General features: G+C 64.7%; 16 protein-coding genes. 8 read left to right on the top strand and 8 right to left on the bottom strand.

What is annotated here, in order from left to right:
- Positions 1–5 precede the first annotated feature (5 nt).
- A complete protein-coding gene (locus AOT83_RS18915) occupies positions 6–1,070 on the bottom strand; it encodes a GGDEF domain-containing protein (RefSeq protein WP_030095363.1) in 1,065 nt (354 codons plus the stop codon).
- A gap of 74 nt (positions 1,071–1,144) precedes the next feature.
- Between AOT83_RS18915 and AOT83_RS18910 the strand changes: the two genes are divergently transcribed.
- Positions 1,145–2,518, top strand: a complete 1,374-nt coding sequence (locus AOT83_RS18910) for a styrene monooxygenase/indole monooxygenase family protein (protein ID WP_057964056.1) — start codon at positions 1,145–1,147, stop codon at positions 2,516–2,518.
- Here the strand turns inward: AOT83_RS18910 and AOT83_RS18905 are convergent.
- Positions 2,515–3,723 (bottom strand): lipid-transfer protein, encoded by a 1,209-nt coding sequence (locus AOT83_RS18905; protein ID WP_030095361.1) that lies wholly within the window; start codon positions 3,721–3,723, stop codon positions 2,515–2,517. The two genes, AOT83_RS18910 and AOT83_RS18905, sit on opposite strands and share 4 nt — an antisense overlap.
- A 22-nt stretch (positions 3,724–3,745) precedes the next feature.
- Complete coding sequence (locus AOT83_RS18900; protein ID WP_057964057.1) at positions 3,746–4,906, bottom strand: acyl-CoA dehydrogenase family protein; 1,161 nt, start codon at positions 4,904–4,906, stop codon at positions 3,746–3,748.
- A gap of 81 nt (positions 4,907–4,987) precedes the next feature.
- On the opposite strand from AOT83_RS18900, the gene AOT83_RS18895 reads away from it, so the two are divergent.
- From AOT83_RS18895 to AOT83_RS18885, 3 genes are all read left to right on the top strand, one after another.
- Positions 4,988–5,572, top strand: a complete 585-nt coding sequence (locus tag AOT83_RS18895; protein WP_057964058.1) for a TetR/AcrR family transcriptional regulator — start codon at positions 4,988–4,990, stop codon at positions 5,570–5,572.
- Positions 5,573–5,601: 29 nt separating this feature from the next.
- Positions 5,602–6,222: a TetR/AcrR family transcriptional regulator gene (locus AOT83_RS18890; RefSeq protein WP_057964059.1), complete on the top strand. Its 621-nt coding sequence runs from the start codon at positions 5,602–5,604 to the stop codon at positions 6,220–6,222.
- A 96-nt stretch (positions 6,223–6,318) separates the two neighbouring features.
- Complete coding sequence (locus AOT83_RS18885) at positions 6,319–7,809, top strand: carotenoid oxygenase family protein (protein ID WP_057979775.1); 1,491 nt, start codon at positions 6,319–6,321, stop codon at positions 7,807–7,809.
- Here the strand turns inward: AOT83_RS18885 and AOT83_RS18880 are convergent.
- Positions 7,806–8,318 carry a MarR family transcriptional regulator gene (locus AOT83_RS18880; RefSeq protein WP_057964130.1) on the bottom strand — a complete coding sequence of 171 codons (513 nt, stop codon included), beginning with the start codon at positions 8,316–8,318 and terminating at the stop codon, positions 7,806–7,808. The two genes, AOT83_RS18885 and AOT83_RS18880, sit on opposite strands and share 4 nt — an antisense overlap.
- A 92-nt stretch (positions 8,319–8,410) precedes the next feature.
- Between AOT83_RS18880 and AOT83_RS18875 the strand changes: the two genes are divergently transcribed.
- Genes AOT83_RS18875 through AOT83_RS18865 form a run of 3 tightly spaced genes read left to right on the top strand, consistent with a single transcriptional unit; the run spans position 8,411 to position 12,597 of the window.
- Positions 8,411–9,388, top strand: coding sequence for a zinc-binding alcohol dehydrogenase family protein (locus tag AOT83_RS18875; RefSeq protein ID WP_057964061.1), 978 nt, complete (start codon positions 8,411–8,413; stop codon positions 9,386–9,388).
- 57 nt (positions 9,389–9,445) lie between these two features.
- Complete coding sequence (locus AOT83_RS18870; RefSeq protein ID WP_030095350.1) at positions 9,446–11,929, top strand: glycogen/starch/alpha-glucan phosphorylase; 2,484 nt, start codon at positions 9,446–9,448, stop codon at positions 11,927–11,929.
- Between the two features lie 32 nt (positions 11,930–11,961).
- Complete coding sequence (locus AOT83_RS18865; RefSeq protein WP_030095349.1) at positions 11,962–12,597, top strand: isochorismatase family cysteine hydrolase; 636 nt, start codon at positions 11,962–11,964, stop codon at positions 12,595–12,597.
- Positions 12,598–12,728: 131 nt separating this feature from the next.
- Here the strand turns inward: AOT83_RS18865 and AOT83_RS18860 are convergent, their stop codons facing one another.
- Positions 12,729–13,868, bottom strand: a complete 1,140-nt coding sequence (locus tag AOT83_RS18860; RefSeq protein WP_057964062.1) for an acyl-CoA dehydrogenase family protein — start codon at positions 13,866–13,868, stop codon at positions 12,729–12,731.
- A 75-nt stretch (positions 13,869–13,943) separates the two neighbouring features.
- Between AOT83_RS18860 and AOT83_RS18855 the strand changes: the two genes are divergently transcribed.
- Complete coding sequence (locus tag AOT83_RS18855) at positions 13,944–14,243, top strand: hypothetical protein (RefSeq protein ID WP_057964063.1); 300 nt, start codon at positions 13,944–13,946, stop codon at positions 14,241–14,243.
- Here AOT83_RS18855 and AOT83_RS18850 read toward each other — a convergent pair.
- The 3 genes from AOT83_RS18850 to AOT83_RS18840 all read right to left on the bottom strand — a co-directional run bounded on the left by AOT83_RS18850 (position 14,240) and on the right by AOT83_RS18840 (position 16,661).
- Positions 14,240–15,271, bottom strand: a complete 1,032-nt coding sequence (locus AOT83_RS18850; RefSeq protein ID WP_030095272.1) for a M4 family metallopeptidase — start codon at positions 15,269–15,271, stop codon at positions 14,240–14,242. The genes AOT83_RS18855 and AOT83_RS18850 overlap by 4 nt on opposite strands.
- Before the next feature lie 81 nt (positions 15,272–15,352).
- On the bottom strand, positions 15,353–15,616 hold the full coding sequence (locus AOT83_RS18845; RefSeq protein WP_030095271.1) for a protealysin inhibitor emfourin: 264 nt from the start codon (positions 15,614–15,616) through the stop codon (positions 15,353–15,355).
- Between the two features lie 10 nt (positions 15,617–15,626).
- A complete protein-coding gene (locus tag AOT83_RS18840) occupies positions 15,627–16,661 on the bottom strand; it encodes a M4 family metallopeptidase (protein WP_030095270.1) in 1,035 nt (344 codons plus the stop codon).
- Between the last annotated feature and the right edge of the window lie 43 nt (positions 16,662–16,704).

Genomic DNA, 16,704 nt, shown 5'->3' with positions numbered 1-16,704 from the left:
GCGGATCAGTGCTGGGGATCTAACATCCCGCGCGAGCTTTTCACCTTGTACAGCTCGTAATCTGCCTGTTGGACAAGCGAATCCAGGTCAATTCCGCCTCCGGTTCGAGATTGCCAGGCCGCGCCAACGCTGACGCTCCACGAGTCGATGCCCGCGCGCGGCGTGCTCACGCGACGCACGGTGCTCTCGATGTCCTCGGCACGTCCGGGAAACGCGACGACCAGGAACTCGTCACCGCCGATGCGTGCGGCGATTTCGCCGACCCGCGTGCGCGCGGTAAGCATGGCTGCCACTGCCTTCAATATCTCATCGCCGGCGCCGTGGCCGCGAGTGTCGTTGAGTTCCTTGAGTCCGTCCACATCCATCAGCACCACAACGACGTTGACGGCATCGATGCGGTCTTGGTGCAGCAGGTCGATCGCGGTGGTCACCCCCCGACGGTTCAACAGGCCCGTCAGCGGATCGCGGTTCGCCGAGACCGCCGCAGCCAGGATCGAGTCGCGGCCTCCTTCGAGAACCACTTGGATGATGGCCGGCATCAGCACCACCGCGGCCAGTGCGGGTGCACCGTAAGTGAACTGCGAGGACCAGGTCGCACCGTCGACCAGGATGTTCATGGTTACCAGCACTCCGAACAATGCCAGGGCGAAGCCGCAGTGGATCACCAATGCGCGTCTACCCAGGAAAAATGTGGGAAGAAGCCCCACCAGGCTCAGGTATACGACCGCGGAAAGCCTGGCAGTCGGGTCGGAAAATGTGGCCGCCGCTATCGCCAGGGTGACGTCCGCCCAGATGACAAACGCGACCATGCCGCGCCGGCTCGGCCAGGGAAACATGATCCAGCACAGGCCGACGATTACCGCTACGGCGGCCGCGATGGCCTGAATACTGCGTGGCCACACACCCTGTGGGCCCAACGGGATGAACTGAGTAGCCCCAGCAAACAGCACGATCGAGAAGCACAAGACCCCGATGCCAACCTTGAGCTGCCTCAACTGCCCCGCGCCTCGAAGCGCATCGGTAACCAGCAGGTACTGAAACCCTGGCTCTAGCTGTTGCCGATTTTGCACACCCGATTATGGACCTTGCAATCACCATGAGCGGGTGCCTTTCGCACATAAGATCGCGCGCCGATAGTGGCGGCATGACGACACGACATGGGCGCGAGGCGGCCATCATCGGCGCGGGACAGACTGGCGCCACGGCCGCATTGGGGCTGCTGGACAATGGTTTTGACGTCACGATCTACAGCGACCGGGACCAGCGAAGTTTGCGTGAGGACGTGCCGGCCACCGGCACCGCACTGATATTCGGCGAGGCCCAACGTGCCGAGGCTAGCCTGGGGCTGACCAGCTACCTGGAGCCCGGGCCAACCTCCACCGGACTCAGCGTGCGCCTGGTCGACGGCAGCGAACCCGGCCGCCCCGAGGTCATCGCCTTCGATGCCGACTTCGACGGCGGCACGCAGGGTGTCGCCGTCGATACCCGACTCAAGGCCGATGATCGCCTCGTCCAGTTCCAGGAGCGCGGCGGACGTCTCGTGGTGCAGCAGGTGGATCCGGAAAGGCTCGACGCCATCGCGGGCGCCCACGACCTGACCCTGGTGGCAACCGGCCGCGGCGGGTTGTCCTCGCTGTTCCCGGTGGACGCTTCCCGCACGGTGTATGACCGTCCCCAGCGCCGGCTGCTGATGCTGACCGTTGCGGGTCTGGGACATGGGCCCGACGTCTTCGCGCACCGGGGACCCGCCGGTGGACGCCACAGCGCGTTCTCGTTCATCACCGATCAGGGCGAGGCATGGTGGGGACCCTACTTGCACAAGGACGCCGGACCGTCGTGGTCGTTCCTCACCTGGGCCAAGCCCGGTAGCGACTGGGAACGGCGCTACTCGGCCGTCGACAGCGCCGCCTCCGCACTACAGACCGTTACTGACGTGCATCGCGAGTACATCGACTGGGATCTCCCGGAGGTGTTGTCGCTCAACGTCATCGAGGAAGATCCGCATTCATGGATCACCGGCGCCGTCACCCAGCTGGTGCGGCACGGAGTAGGACACACCGCCAGCGGACATCCCGTGGCGGCGCTTGGCGACACCGCGGTGGCCTACGACCCGATCGCCGGTCAGGGCGCACAGGGCGGCCTGGTGCAGGCAGCCGCGCTGGTTCACAAGGCCGCCGCACACGACGGCCCCTTCGACACCGCCTGGCTCACTGCGGCTTTCGAGGAGTTCTACGACCGGCGGGCACGTGCCGCGCAGCTGGTGACCCGCCTGTATCTCGGCGACGACGAGCTGCACGATTACGGCGATCTGTTCTTCGCGGCGGGCCACGTGCACGAGGGATTCGCGTCCAAACTCTTCAGCCTGCTCGATGATCCGAAGCCGTTCGAGAAGGTCACCTCGATCGAGGCAGCCAAGGAACTCATCACCGAGTGGGCGGGGGAACCCGCCGATGCCATCCTGGAGCGGTTCTCCCCCGCCGGACGGTTCGCCCGATCCGGACTGGTGCGCGCCGCTTAACGCTGCGCCGGGCGGTACGCGGTAACCACCACCGAGCCACCCAGTCCGATGTTATGTTGCAGCGCCACACCATCCTTGGTGGCCGCGCCCGCGACCTGACGCTTGTCGGCCTGCCCGCGTAGCTGCCAGTTCAGTTCCGCGCATTGGGCCAGCCCCGTGGCGCCCAGCGGATGCCCCTTGGAGATCAAGCCACCCGACGGGTTGACCACCCACTTGCCGCCAAAGGTGGTGTCCTCGTTGTCGATCAGCTTGCCGGCCTCGCCTTGCTCACAGAATCCGAGCGCCTCGTACACCAGGACCTCGTTGGCCGAGAAGCAGTCGTGCAGCTCCACCACGTCGATATCCTCCGGGCCGATCTGCGCCTGCTCGTAGACGGCGGCGATGGCCGCCTTGTTCATGTGTGCGCCGACGATGCCCGCCGCGGTGCCGTCGAAGGTGTCGGCCCGGTCGGTGACGGTGGCCTGTCCGACGATCTCGACGGCTTGATCGGCGAGTCCGTGCTTGTCAACGAACTCCTCGCTAGCCACGATGGCTGCCGCCGACCCGTCCGAGGTGGGCGAGCACTGCAGCTTGGTCAACGGCGCCACAATGCTCCGCGACGACAGGATATCTTCCAGTGAGTACTCGTCCTGAAACTGGCTGTACGGGTTGTTCACCGAGTGCTTGTGGTTCTTGTAGCCGATCCACGCCAACTGCTCGGCGGTCAGGCCGTACTCGCGCATGTACTCCTCGGCGGCAGCGGCGAACATCCATGCGGTCATTGGCATCTGCGGTGGGGTCAGTTCACCGAGACGGTTGATCTGCGGCATCAAGGGTGACTCGCGGTCGGTGTATTTCATGCTCAGCGAGCCGCGTTCCATCTTCTCGAAACCGGCGGCCAGCACCACGTCCGATTGACCGCTCCGAATGGCGTTGGCCGCCATGAACAGTGCGGTCGATCCCGTCGAGCAGTTGCTGTTGACGTTGTAGATCGGGATTCCGGTGTGGCCCAGCTCGTAGAGAGCGCGATGCCCGGAGCACGAATCCCCGTAGACGTTTCCGACGAAGGCCTGCTCAATCTGTTCGTAGCGCACACCGGCGTCATCGAGTGCCTTGGTTCCACTCTCCTTGACCATGGCCGGATAGTCCCAGCCCTCACGGCTTCCGGGTTTCTCGAACTTCGTCATGCCGACGCCGACGACGAAAACCTTGTTCTGCTGCTTCATTGCGGCTCCTTACCGTGCCGGGTCACAGAGACCGCGAGATGAGTTCTTTCATGATTTCGCTTGTGCCACCGTAGATTTTGTTGACGCGTGCGGCGGCGTACGCGCGGGCGATCGGGTACTCCATCATGTAGCCGTATCCGCCAAAGAACTGGACACACCGATCGACCACCGCGACCCCCTTGTCGGTGGCCACCAGCTTGGCCATCGAAGCCGTTGCGGGATCGTTGACACCGTCGATGTAGTTCTGGATGCACCAGTCGACGGTTGTCTTGATGGACAGCACCTCGGCCTTCAACTCGGCCAGCTGAAACCTGGTGTTCTGAAACTTGATGAGCGGCTGGCCGAATGCCTGACGCTCCTTGGTGTACTTGATCGACTCCAGTACCGCGGCCTCGGCCATACCGGCGTTCCCCGACGCGATGATGAGGCGCTCGCGCGCCAGCTGGGTCATGAGTTGGATGAACCCCTGTCCGTCTTCCTCGCCGAGCCGGTTGGCCACCGGCACCCGCATATCGCTGAAGAACAGCTCGCGGGTGTCCTGCCCGTGCTGCCCCACCTTCTCCAGCACCCGGCCGCGCTCGAATCCGGGTAAGTCCTTGGTCTCGGCGACGATGAGCGATATCCCCTTGGCCCCCTGGGACGGATCGGTCTTGGCCACGATCACCAGCAGGTCGCAATGGGTACCGTTGGAAATGAACGTCTTCGAGCCATTGATCACATAGTGGTCGCCATCCCGGACCGCGCTGGTGCGCACTCCTTGCAGATCCGAACCCGTTCCGGGCTCGGTCATCGCGATGGCCAGCACCAGATCGCCGCTGATGATGCCGGGCATCCAGCGGGCCTTCTGCTCGGTGTTGCCGTAGGTGTTGATGTAGTGCGCGACGATCGGTGAGTGCACGCCCCAGCCCGTCGCGGTGTCCTGGGCCAGTGCCAGCTCCTCGGCGACCACCGCCGAAAATCCGAAATCGCCTCCGGCACCGCCGTATTCCTCGGGCAGGTCCAGGCCAAGCAGGCCGGCGTCGCCCAGCTTGTTCCAGAACTCACGGTCAACCTGATGCTGGGCACTCCAGCGTTCCTGGTTGGGCGTGGACTCCTTGCGCAGGAACTCTGCGGCATGCTTGCGCAGGTCGCGGTGCGCATCGGTCTCCCAGGACGCGCGATACGCCGGGAAAAGTGCAGACATCTTTCAGTGACCTCCTCGTCGAGACAATACAAGTGTATCGTTTCAGATTCGTTTGTAAAGGGGTGCGGTACAATGAGGCTTATGGCAAACCCGCGCGCGACTGAAGAGGACCTGACCGCGAAGGCGCGCATTCGCAATACCGCGCTGGATTTGTACGCCCAGTACGGCGAGGAGCGAATTTCGTTGCGCGCGGTCGCATCCGCGGCAGGGGTGACACTGGGCCTGGTGCAACACCATTTCAAGACCAAGGCCGGCTTGCGTCAGGCCGTCGATCAGCTGGTGGTCGACTACCACGTCGAAGCACTGCGCTCGGTCGACGAAGAGAAGGACCCGCGCAAGCTCGCCGCGGCCCGCGACGCCGCCGTCGTCGCGATGCTCAAGGCCAATCCCCCGATCGTGAACTACGTACGCCGGGCCGTACTCGAGCCTTCCGAAGAACAGCTGAGCCTGCTGACCGCGCTGATTCAGCTGACCCGCGACGAGGTGGCCACACTCCGCGAGGAAGGCATGGCCCCCACCGAACGCCCCGAATCCACTCAGGTTGTGTCCGTGATGGTTCGGCAGATGGGCGCACTGCTACTGCAGCCGCTGATCGACGCGGTATGGGACCGGCTGGAGCACGGAGACACCCCCAAACCCACGCTATCCATCAAAGTGCTCGACTAACCGCCGCCCCAAGCGGTTACGGTACTGCAGTGACGTCACGCAGCCCCGGCTATCGGCCCACCGACGACGAGCTACTCGATCTGGTGTTATCCGTTGTGGCCGAACAGGGTTGCGGGACAGTCACTATGGATCAAATAGTGGCGTCCGGCCAGGTGACCAAACAGACGCTCTACGCACATTTCGGCTCCAAGGACGGACTCCTCATCCGGCTCGTCGGACGCGAGGCCAACCTGATGCGCGCGATCTTCGACGACGTGTCGATGCCGGAAAACCTCGACCTGAACGACCCGACAGCATCACTGAGCGCGGCCCTGGAGCCGTTCTTCAACCATGCGGCCGCTCGGCCCTTGGGCATGCAATTGCTGGCCGATTCCACGGCGCCCCGGGTTCCCGGGTTCGACGAACAGGTGCTCACCGACGCCGTGTCCCGCATCATGTCCATCTTCCAGCTCGGGGATCCGGCGCAGGACGAGGCCGCGGCGCATCGGCGCCTGCTGCTGGCGACCATGAGCGCACGGGCGATCATGTCGGGAGTGCTGACCGCGATCACCCACCACATCGACCCTGCGGTGGCGGTGCGCACGTGCGCGACCTTCATCATCGCGGGGGTCTCGGCCGCCTATCCGGCCGCACTGCCCACGGACTCGTAGCCACCGGATTCCATCCTTGCCATACCCATTCATTGGGTCTACCGTCGAGCTTGACTCTACGTTCTAGCTTCAATGATGCAGCCAAAGGATGTCGACATGGAAATAGATCTACTTTCGGACGAGCACGTGCTCCCGGTCGATCGGGAGACGACAGCAACCGGCCTCCAGGTCACCGGTGAGATACCGAAGTTCCTGAACGGACGTTACGTCCGGACCGGTCCCAATCCCCTTCCCGGGCAATATAACCCCAACAACTACTCGGTATTCGGTGCGACCGGCGACGGCATGGTGCACGGCGTGCGGCTGCGCGATGGCCGCGCCGAGTGGTACCGGAGCCGGTGGGTGCGCACACCGAAGGTATCCAGACTGCTCGGCGAGAAGCCGAAACCGGCCAACTATCGCGCCGGCGTGACGACCGTGTCCCCACAGACCAACGTGTTTGGTTTCGCCGGCAAGACGATCGTCAGCGCCGAGGGCGGTCTGGCGCCCTATGAGCTCAACGATGAACTCGAGACCGTCGGAACCTGCGATTTCGGCCGCACGCTAGAAGGCGGATACACCGGGCATCCCAAGCTGGATCCTGTCACCGGCGAGTTGCACGCAGTCACCTACCAACTCGTCGGACCGGCGGTGGCGCGTTATGTGGTGATCGGCCCGGACGGCACGGTACGCAAGAGTGTGCCACTGGACGTGCCGGGCAGGCCATTGCTGCACGACATCGCCCTGAGCCAGAACTACGTGATGATCTTCGACTGCCCGCTGGTGATCGACCTCAACCTCCTGACTCGAAAGGTCGCACCCGCGTCGGCACCGTCGTTCATCACCCGGATGGCGGCAGGGCTCCTCGGCCGGTTCGAGCCGCCCGCGTTGCTCGGTCCGCTGGTGGCCCGCGTACCCCTACCCAAGACCGCCGAGTTTCCCCTGCGCTGGAAAGCCTCCCATCCCAGCCGAATTGGCGTGATACCCCGCCAGGGGCCCGCGACGGTGCGCTGGTTCGAGATCGAACCCTGCTATGTGTTCCACACCCTCAACGCACACGAAGAGGACGGCACCATCGTCATCGACGCCTGCCGGATCACCGGACCCGAGGACGACTCGGAGTACAACATCGCCGACGTGCTGGGGACGGGACGCCCACGGCTGCACCGGTGGGAGGTCGACCTGGAGACCGGCGTGGTCAAGGAATCATGGACCGACGAACGGCTCCAGGAGTTCCCCATGGTCGACCCGCGCCGGGTCAGCCTGCCGCACCGATACGGCTTCACCACGAGCGTCGGCGACACCGATATCGACACCTTGCAAAGCCTCGATGACGCCCGTGCCTCACTGATCCGTTACGACCTCACCGGAGGTGGCACCACCGAACACAAGCTGGAGGCCGGACACATACCCGGCGAGTTCTCGCCCGTGCCGCGTTCCGCGGATGCCGAGGAAGGCGACGGGGTGCTGATCGGATACGAGTATGACCGCAGCACTCAACTCAGCAACATGCTGATCGTCGACGCTCAGTCAATGGAAAATATTGCGACCGTTCACCTTCCGGCGCGCATACCCTTCCAGTTCCACGGCAACTGGATACCGGCCTAGCCCTCGGCTGCCACGATCCGCACGCCGTCCCTGCCGGAGGCCAGTAGGTCCTGCAGCACCTTCTCGACGACCTGCAGATCGGCATTGCTGTAGCGCTGCAAGAAGTCGCGCACGCCATGCTCCATCTCCTCGTGCAAGGTGCTGTGCACGTCGACGACGATGCCGCCGTCGGCGGTCAGGATGAGCTCGATCTCCTTGCGGTTACCGGGAATCGGCACACGCTCAACCCAGCCCGCGTCCACCAGCCGCTGCACGTGCTTGGACACCGTGCCCTTGAGCTGGCCCGAGCGCGCCGCCAGACCCACCACACTCACCGGCCCCTCGGCAATCGCCGCCAGCAGATGTAGCGACAGCGTCGGCAGCGTCCTGACAAGGTGCTCCATCCGGTGCGGGCACCGCTGCGCCATGAAATCGCGTTCGGCATCGGAATCCTCGTCCGGTTCGAACTTGTCCCCCACCGCACCCACCAGCGTGTTGATGCTGGTGATCAGCGCCGACTTGGTTTTCATGGAAACCATATTGCCATCCGGCGGCACGCGCCGTACATTGTTCATATGGTTTCGATGGAAACCATATCTACAGAAACTTTGAGGAGCGCGCCATGAAGGCAGCAGTCGTGCATGAATGGGGGCAGCAGCCCGCCTACACCGACTTCCCGGACCCGCAGCCCACCGACGGCACCGAGGTCGCCACCGTGGAGGCCTCGGCCCTGACCAACCTGACCCGGGCCGTCATCTCCGGAAAGCACTACAGCAGCAAGGAGATCAGCCTTCCCGCGATCGCCGGAGTCGACGGTGTCGCCCGGCTGGCCAACGGCAAGCGGGTGTACAGCGGATCGCTCGCACCGTACGGGATGATGGCCGAACGCACCGTCGTGTACCCGGCCGGTGCCGTCGAGGTGCCCGAGCACGTCGATTCGGTGACCGCCGCCGCGATCCCCAACCCGGGAATATCGGCCTGGTTGGCCCTGTCCCATGGCGCCGCCGTGCAGCCCGGCCAGCACGTGCTGGTGCTCGGAGCCACCGGGGTGACCGGCTCGCTGGCGGTGCAGCTCGCGAAATCGGTGTTCGGCGCCGGGCACGTGACGGTCGCGGGCCGTAACGCCGAGCGGTTGGACTGGCTGCGCACGGTGGGAGCCGACGATGTCATCACGCTGGGCAGCGATGACCTCACCGAGAGCATCACCGCGCGGCACGCGGCGCACCCGTTCGATGCGGTGCTGGATTACTTGTGGGGCTCCCCCGCCGAGCAGACCCTGAATGCGTTGGCGGCCAGTCACCCGTCGGCACATTTCCATGCTACCCGCTTCGTGCAGATCGGCGCGATGACCGGGGAGACAATCAGCGTGAATGCTTCCACCTTGCGCAGCACCGGCATCACGTTGTCCGGTGTCGGGATCGGCAGCGTGCCGCCCGAGGCCCTGATGCAGGCGCGCGCCGAGGCCTTGCCGAAGCTGTTCGCCATGGTCGACGGCGGTGACCTGCAGCTACAGACGCTGGCCCGGCCGCTGGCCGATATCGAGACCGTTTGGGCGGCAAAGGAGCCGTCCGGGGTGCGAGTGGTGGTCACCCCCCAGTAACCTCCCGGTCGCCTATTTCCGGTTTTCCCGTGCGCCATTCGATGGCACGGTGTTGACATGACGCACTCTGCCGAGCTTGACCATGACGAGCACTCCCGCACCGGCCTGAACGCCGACACTCTGCAGAGAGCCATCATCGATCATCTGCGGTACTCGATCGGGCGTCCGGCAAGCGTGCTCACCCCCGCGCACTACTACCGCGCCCTGGCACTCGCGGTCCGAGATCGCATGCAGCAGCGCTGGATTGCCAGCATGCAGACCTACCTGGACCTGAGCCGCAAGGTGGCGGTGTATCTGTCGGCGGAGTTCCTGATGGGGCCGCAGCTGGGCAACAACCTGCTGAACCTGCAGATCGAGCAGCAGGCGCGCGATGCCCTCTCGGCCCTGGGCCAGGACCTCGACGAGGTGCTCGAGTGCGAGGAAGAGCCGGGTCTGGGCAACGGCGGCCTGGGCCGGCTGGCGGCCTGCTACATGGACTCGCTGGCCACCCTGGATCGCCCCGCGATCGGCTACGGCATCCGGTACGAGTACGGGATCTTCGATCAGGAGATCCGCGACGGGTGGCAGGTCGAGAAGACCGACAACTGGCTCGACAACGGAAACCCTTGGGAGATCGCCAAACCCGACCTGAACTTCATCGTCGGGTGGGGCGGCCACACCGAGCAGTACCTGGATGAGGACGGAAACTTCCGGGCGCGCTGGGTCCCGCAGCGCTTTCTCAAGGGCATCCCGTACGACACCCCCATCCAGGGCTACGGCGTGAACACCTGCAACACGCTGACGCTGTGGAGCGCCCGCGCCGTGCAGTCCTTCGAGCTGGACGCCTTCAATGCGGGCGACTACTACAAGGCCGTCGAGGACGAGGTGTCCTCCGAAACCGTGACCAAGGTGCTCTACCCCAATGACGAACCCGAGGCCGGCAAGCGGCTGCGGCTGCTGCAGCAGCACTTCTTCGTCTCCTGCTCGCTGCAGCGTGTGCTGCACATCCTGGAGGATGTGGCCGAGCGCCCGGTCAATGAGCTCGCCGAGCAATTCGCCCTGCAGCTCAACGACACTCACCCGTCCATCGGCGTCGCGGAGTTGATGCGGCTGCTGGTCGACGAGCGCGGCCTGGGCTGGGACGAGGCCTGGGAGATCACGGTAGCGGCCTTCGGGTACACCAACCACACCCTGCTGCCCGAGGCGCTGGAAACGTGGCCGCTGGGACTGTTCGCCGAATCGCTGCCCCGGCACCTGGAGATCATCTACGAGATCAACCGCCGCTTCCTGGACGAGGTCCGCTCCCGCTTCCCCGGTGATGACGCCCGGGTGCGGCGCATGTCGCTCATCGGCGAGGAGGGCGGCAAGAGTGTGCGGATGGCGCACCTGGCCACCGTCGGGAGCCACGCCGTCAACGGAGTAGCCGCGCTGCATTCGGAGCTGCTCAAGGAGAGCGTGCTCAAGGACTTCTACGAGCTGTGGCCGGAGCGGTTCAGCAATAAGACCAACGGGGTGACGCCGCGCCGGTTCCTGGCGCTGGCCAACCCGGGCCTGCGCGAGCTGCTCGACGACGCCATCGGCGAGGGCTGGATCTCCGACCTGGAGCGGCTGCGCGAGCTGGAACCGTACGCCGAGGACTCGTCGTTCCGGATGCAGTGGCGAGAGGTCAAGCGCCTCAACAAGGCCCGGCTCGCCGAGTACGTGCTGGCGACCACCGGGGTGGATCTGGATCCCAACTGGATGTTCGACATCCAGGTCAAGCGAATCCACGAGTACAAGCGTCAGCACCTCAACGTGCTGCACATCGTGACGCTGTACCACCGGCTCAAGCAGAACCCGGAGCTGCGGATCGCCCCGCGCGCCTTCATCTTCGGAGGCAAGGCCGCACCGGGATACTTCATGGCCAAGCGGATCATCAAGCTCATCAATGCGGTGGCCGAGACAGTCAACAACGACCCGCACGTCAGTCAGTACCTCAAGGTGGCGTTCCTGCCCAACTTCAACGTCAAAAGCGCGCACCTGATCTATCCGGCAGCCGATCTCTCGGAGCAGATTTCGACGGCGGGCAAGGAAGCCTCGGGCACCGGGAACATGAAGTTCATGCTCAATGGGGCGCTGACCATCGGCACGCTCGACGGCGCCAACGTCGAGATGCGCGAGGAGGCAGGCCCCGAGAACTTCTTCCTGTTCGGGCTGACCGTGGACGAGGTACAGCGCCTGGTGCACGAGGGATACCGGCCGGAGGACTTCGTCGAACTCAACGACGAACTCCGCGCCGTGCTGGATCTGATTGCCAGCGGCCATTTCTCGGGTGGAGATCCGTCGGTGTTCGCGCCGATCGTGGACTCGCTGCGTAGCCACGACCCGTTCCTGGTGCTGGCCGACTATTCCTCGTACATCGAATGCCAGCAGCGGGTGTCCGACGCCTGGCACGACGTGACGGCGTGGACGCGGATGTCGATCCTCAACACCGCACGCGGTGGCAAGTTCTCCTCGGACCGAGCCATCGCCGAGTACTGCGAGCAGATCTGGGGCGTGCAGCCGGTCACCGTGCAGGTGTAGGCACTGCCGGGTTGGGCATCTAGTGTTGGGGAGTGACAAGCTTCGTCGCTCCCCAGTGGGACAGTTCGGCTTTGGTGGTCATCGATGTGCAGGCGGAGTTCGTCTCCGGCGCCATGGCGGTGCCCGGGACCGCTGATCGAATTCCCGCGCTCGGTCGGCTGATCGCCGCCTTCCGCCAGGCCGGTCGGCCGATCGTGCACGTGGTGCGGCTCTATGTACCGGGCGGCACCGACACCGATCTGCCCCGTCGCGCAGACATTCTCGCCGGCCGCGAGGTGGCCGCACCCGGCACCGACGGTTCCCAGATCCCCGTCGAGCTGCTGCCACACGATGCTCAACTGGACTCAGAGCTGCTGTTGGCAGGCGGGTTTCAGGAAGTCGGCCCCGCGGAGCACATTGTGTTCAAGCCCCGCTGGAGCGCCTTCTACCGGACCGAGCTGGAGCAGCACCTGCGTGACCGGGGTGTTTCGACCGTCGTGGTGGCGGGCTGCAATCTGCCGAACTGCCCGCGCGCCACGCTGTTCGACGCCTCCGAGCGGGATTACCGCGCGGTGCTCGTCGAGGACGCCACCTCGCAGGTCACGCCCGAGCGCCTGCACGATCTGACACTCATCGGAGTGAACGTCTCCGACGTGGCGTCGGTGGAACAGGAGCTGGCGCGGGTCTGAGGGCGCCCAGGGATTCCCGGGACATGCCGCTAGTGCCCGCGTCTATGCGACAACTTTCGCGGCGGTGCCGGTTTGTCGCATAGACGTGGGCACATCGAAGTGCCTTTCTCCGACCGATTCCCCGCTCAGCCTCAGGAGAATCCGTCGATCTGGGAGAGCACCCGCATCATCACCTCGTCGGCGCCGCCGCCGATACTGAGCAGACGCTGATCCCGGAAGAACCGCGATGTCCACGTCTCGGTCATGTACCCCATGCCGCCGTGCACCTGCAGGCACCAGTCACCGGCCTCGCGAACCAACGGTCCGGCGGTGAGCTTGGCGATGGTGACCTTGCGGGTCACGTTCTCCCCCGCCATGTACCGGCCGGCGATGTCGCGGTTGTAGACCTCCAGCATGTCGGCCCGCGCGGCCAGCCCCGCGTACTGATAGGCCAGATGCTGATTCTTGGTCAGTGGCTTGCCAAACACGTGGCGCGCCAACGCGTATTCCTTGGTGCGCTGCAACGCCCTGTTCACGCTCGCGGGTATGCCGTAGGCACCGAACATGCGCTCCATGACGAACTGCGACATCTGCTGCTGGAACCCGCGGCCGATCTCGCCGATGGTGTTGGACACCGGCACCCGCACGTCGTCGAAGGTGATCAGACCGGTGTCGGAGGCGTGCATGCCCAGTTTGTCGAGCTTGCGCACCTGGTACCCGGGCGTCTTGGTGGGGACGATGATCTGGCTCATCCCCGCGTATCCGCCCTCATCGGAGGTGCGGGCCAGCACACACAGCCAGTCGGCCTGAACCGAGTTGGTGATGAACATCTTTGAGCCGTTGATCACCCAGTCGTCGCCGTCGCGGCGGGCGTGGGTCTTGATGCCGGCCACATCGGATCCGGCGTCGGGCTCGGTTACCGCAATCGCGGCGATCTGCTCGCCCTGCAGCGCCGGTACCAGGAATTCGCGCTTGAGCTCATCGGTGCCGTGCTTGTGCAGCGAGGGCGTCGCCATCGCGATGTGCACCCCGAAGGCCATCGGGAAAGAGCCGTGATCCACCCGGCCCAATTCCTCGGCCAGCACCAGCGTGAAGAGGTGATCGGCGCCCTGTCCGCCGTATTCGGGGTCGTACTCGAGGCCGACCAGCCCCAGTTTGGCCATATCGGCGATCACGTCGTGCAGCGGCATCATCTGCTCGCGTTCCCACTCGTCGACGTGGGGGTTGATCTTCTCTTCGATGTACCGGCGGACGGTACTGCGGAAATCGTCGTGCTCGGACGAGAACGTCATCGGTCTCTCCTTCATGGGATGTGAGGTCCCATCTTGCCTCAGCCGAGCGAGCTAACATGGTGGAGGAGGTTCGTCATGCGGTTCGCAGCAGTGGTGATGTCGGCGGTGATGGCGCTGTCACTTGCGCCGATAGCCGCCGCGGACCCCAACTGGCCGGTGGCCGGATCCGGCTCGGCCAGCGAAACCATCTCGGCGCTGGAAAGTCAGGGGTACGAGGTCCAGATCAATTGGGTGAACGGCAACACCCTGACCCCGCTGGTGTACTGCACCGTCAACGGGATCAACAACCCCGACCGCTCGGGCACGCAGGTGAAAGCCAATACGACGGTGTATGTCGACGTGTCCTGCCCCAACTACTGGGATGTGGGCGACTAAAGCCCGACCTCGGTCCAGGCCTCGTCAACTGCGCTCGCGGGTGAGTCGGCACCGGGGCGGGCCGCCGCGATCTGCCGGGTGAGTTTGGCGAAAGCCTTGAACGTCATGTTCTTGCGGGCCTTCGGGCTGGTCAGCGCCTCGTACCAGACCGTCCCCACCGCTTCCCAGGATTTGGCGCCGTGTTTGGTCGCCGCCAGGTAGAACGCGTGGTTGGGGATGCCGCTGCCGTCATGCGGATCACTGCCGGGCACATAGTCGCGATAGTGAGCCGGTTGCGGTGAGAGGCAGTGCTCGGCAGCGGGATCGGCGAGATCCCGCAGGCAGGTGTAACCCTTGGCGAGGGCCCGCGGACCCAGGATGTCCTTGCCGATCAGCCAGTCGGCCTTATCCGCGCTCTGGCCTGCTTGCCACTGCCGGAACATCGAACCGAAGACATCCGAGACACTCTCGTTCAATGCCCCGGCCTCGTTCTCGTAGTTCAGACCTGCGGTGAATTGCGTAACCCCATGTGTGAGTTCATGACCGATCACATCGTTGGCCTTGGTGAAGTCCAGAAACAACTGCCCGTCACCGTCGCCGTAGGCCATCTGCGAACCGTTCCAGAACGCGTTGGCGTACTTGACGCCGTAGTGGACCGACGAGATCAGCGTCATGCCGGCGTTGTCAACGGAGTTGCGCCCGAAGCACTCCCGGTAAAACCGCACGACGTCAGCCGTTTCGGTGAACGCCCGCTGGACGGTGGCGTCCTTGGATGTGGCCGGATCGGCCACGGCGACACCCGGCAGCGAGGTGGTCTGCCGGCAATCGAACACCGGTGTTTCGGGGACCTTGGCCAGTGCCGTGATGGCTGCGCTGATGGTATTACCGCTTGCCGTCCGGGTGGCTCGCGTGTGCGCATTACGCAAGGTACGCCAGGACAATTCAGATGCCGCGGTGTCCAGCAGCGCAACCCGCGAGTCTTCGGCGATATCACCATCCTCAGCCAGTCGCGTCAGTACGGCCGGGGGGATGATGAAACGGTTGCACATTGCGAATCAGCCTACCCGGCAATGCGGATGCCCGCTCAGCGCGAGCGGTGAACTGTCAGGTCCCGCCGCGTCAGCCGTCCGTCAGATTCGCTCTTTGACGACCTGCCGAACGGCGTCGGGCAGCAGACTTTCCGGGATAGCCCGCGTGGTTCGATCAGACCCGCTGACCCGGGTCACCGTGTAGGTGAAGCGGTCGGCACCCGGGTCGCCCGGAAGCGACCCGGGGCTGTCCAACAGTCCATCCAGTGCACGTCGCGCCTCGGGGTCCAAGCTCTGGTCAGTACACGTACCGCTGGCCGGAAGCCCGGTGAATCCGCCCCGTCTGTCGATGAGGTACTCCACCATGACGGCGACGCTACAGCCCGACCGAGGTCCACGCGTCGTCAATCGCCTTATGCACCGATTCGGCGGCCGCATTGGCTGCGGAGATCTCCCGCGTCAGGTTCGCGAAGGCCTTCATCTTCATGTTGGGACGGGCCTTCGCGCTGGTCAGAGCCTCGTACCAGACGGTGCCCACGTCCTGCCAGGAGTAGCCGCCGTGCTTGGTCGCCGCAAGATAGAAGGCGTAGTTGGGGATGCCGCTGCTCTCATGCGGGTCGCTGCCGGGCACGTAGTCGCGATAGTGCGATGGCTGCGGTGCCAGGCAGTGCCGGGCGCCCGGATCGGACATATCGCGCAGGCAGGTGTAGCCCTTGGCGATGGCACGCGGACCCATGATGTCCTTGCCGATCAGCCAGTCGGCTTGGTCGACCGTTTGTCCGGCGCTCCACTGCCGGAACATCGATCCGAACACATCCGACATGCTCTCGTTGAGGCCACCGGCTTCGTTCTTGTAGAGCAGGCCCGCCGTGTACTGGGTGACGCCGTGCGTCAGCTCGTGGCCGATCACGTCGTTGGATCCGGTGAAGTCGACGAAGATCTCACCGTCCCCGTCGCCGTAGGTCATCTGCGAGCCGTTCCAGAACGCGTTGGAGTAGTTCACGCTGTAGTGCACGGAGGACACCAAGGTCATGCCTTCGTCGTCCACGGAGTTGCGCCCGAAGCAGTCCTTGTAAAACTTTGCGACCGCAGCGGTTTCGGTGAACGCGTGCTTGGCGGAGGTGTCGGTGGAGGTGCCCGGATTCGCGATCGTGATACCGGGCAGTGAGGTGGTGTGCTTGCAGTCGAACACCGGGGTGCCGGGCGCGGTGGCCAGTGCCTTGGCTACTGCGACGAACGCATCGGCCCGGGCCAGCAGCCCGGCCTGGGTGGCTTCGGTGTGCGCGTCGCGCAATGTGCGCCAGGCCGTTTCGGATGCGGCCGTGGCGGCCAGGGCCGTGCGCGAATCGTCGGCGACGCTGTCATCGTCGGCCAATCGCAGCAGGACATCTTGGGGGATAATGAAACACATCGTGAGTCTCCTTGACATGGCCGCGGGTGCGCGGTTCTGGAAC

The sequence above is a fragment of the Mycobacteroides sp. H001 genome, assembly GCF_001440005.1.
Classification (GTDB): Bacteria; Actinomycetota; Actinomycetes; order Mycobacteriales; family Mycobacteriaceae; genus Mycobacterium; species Mycobacterium gwanakae.
The sequence above is the reverse complement of the archived record's forward strand: the minus strand, read 5'-3'. Positions and strand labels throughout refer to the sequence as shown.

What these genes read in the sequence shown, in the direction of transcription:
- AOT83_RS18910 (WP_057964056.1), top strand. Translation starts at nt 1,145, where the DNA reads ATGACGACACGACATGGGCGCGAGGCGGCCATCATCGGCGCGGGACAG.
- AOT83_RS18905 (WP_030095361.1), bottom strand. Translation starts at nt 3,723, where the DNA reads ATGAAGCAGCAGAACAAGGTTTTCGTCGTCGGCGTCGGCATGACGAAG.
- AOT83_RS18900 (WP_057964057.1), bottom strand. Translation starts at nt 4,906, where the DNA reads ATGTCTGCACTTTTCCCGGCGTATCGCGCGTCCTGGGAGACCGATGCG.
- AOT83_RS18895 (WP_057964058.1), top strand. Translation starts at nt 4,988, where the DNA reads ATGGCAAACCCGCGCGCGACTGAAGAGGACCTGACCGCGAAGGCGCGC.
- AOT83_RS18885 (WP_057979775.1), top strand. Translation starts at nt 6,319, where the DNA reads ATGGAAATAGATCTACTTTCGGACGAGCACGTGCTCCCGGTCGATCGG.
- AOT83_RS18880 (WP_057964130.1), bottom strand. Translation starts at nt 8,318, where the DNA reads ATGAAAACCAAGTCGGCGCTGATCACCAGCATCAACACGCTGGTGGGT.
- AOT83_RS18875 (WP_057964061.1), top strand. Translation starts at nt 8,411, where the DNA reads ATGAAGGCAGCAGTCGTGCATGAATGGGGGCAGCAGCCCGCCTACACC.
- AOT83_RS18870 (WP_030095350.1), top strand. Translation starts at nt 9,446, where the DNA reads ATGACGCACTCTGCCGAGCTTGACCATGACGAGCACTCCCGCACCGGC.
- AOT83_RS18860 (WP_057964062.1), bottom strand. Translation starts at nt 13,868, where the DNA reads ATGACGTTCTCGTCCGAGCACGACGATTTCCGCAGTACCGTCCGCCGG.
- AOT83_RS18855 (WP_057964063.1), top strand. Translation starts at nt 13,944, where the DNA reads ATGCGGTTCGCAGCAGTGGTGATGTCGGCGGTGATGGCGCTGTCACTT.
- AOT83_RS18850 (WP_030095272.1), bottom strand. Translation starts at nt 15,271, where the DNA reads ATGTGCAACCGTTTCATCATCCCCCCGGCCGTACTGACGCGACTGGCT.
- AOT83_RS18845 (WP_030095271.1), bottom strand. Translation starts at nt 15,616, where the DNA reads ATGGTGGAGTACCTCATCGACAGACGGGGCGGATTCACCGGGCTTCCG.
- AOT83_RS18840 (WP_030095270.1), bottom strand. Translation starts at nt 16,661, where the DNA reads ATGTGTTTCATTATCCCCCAAGATGTCCTGCTGCGATTGGCCGACGAT.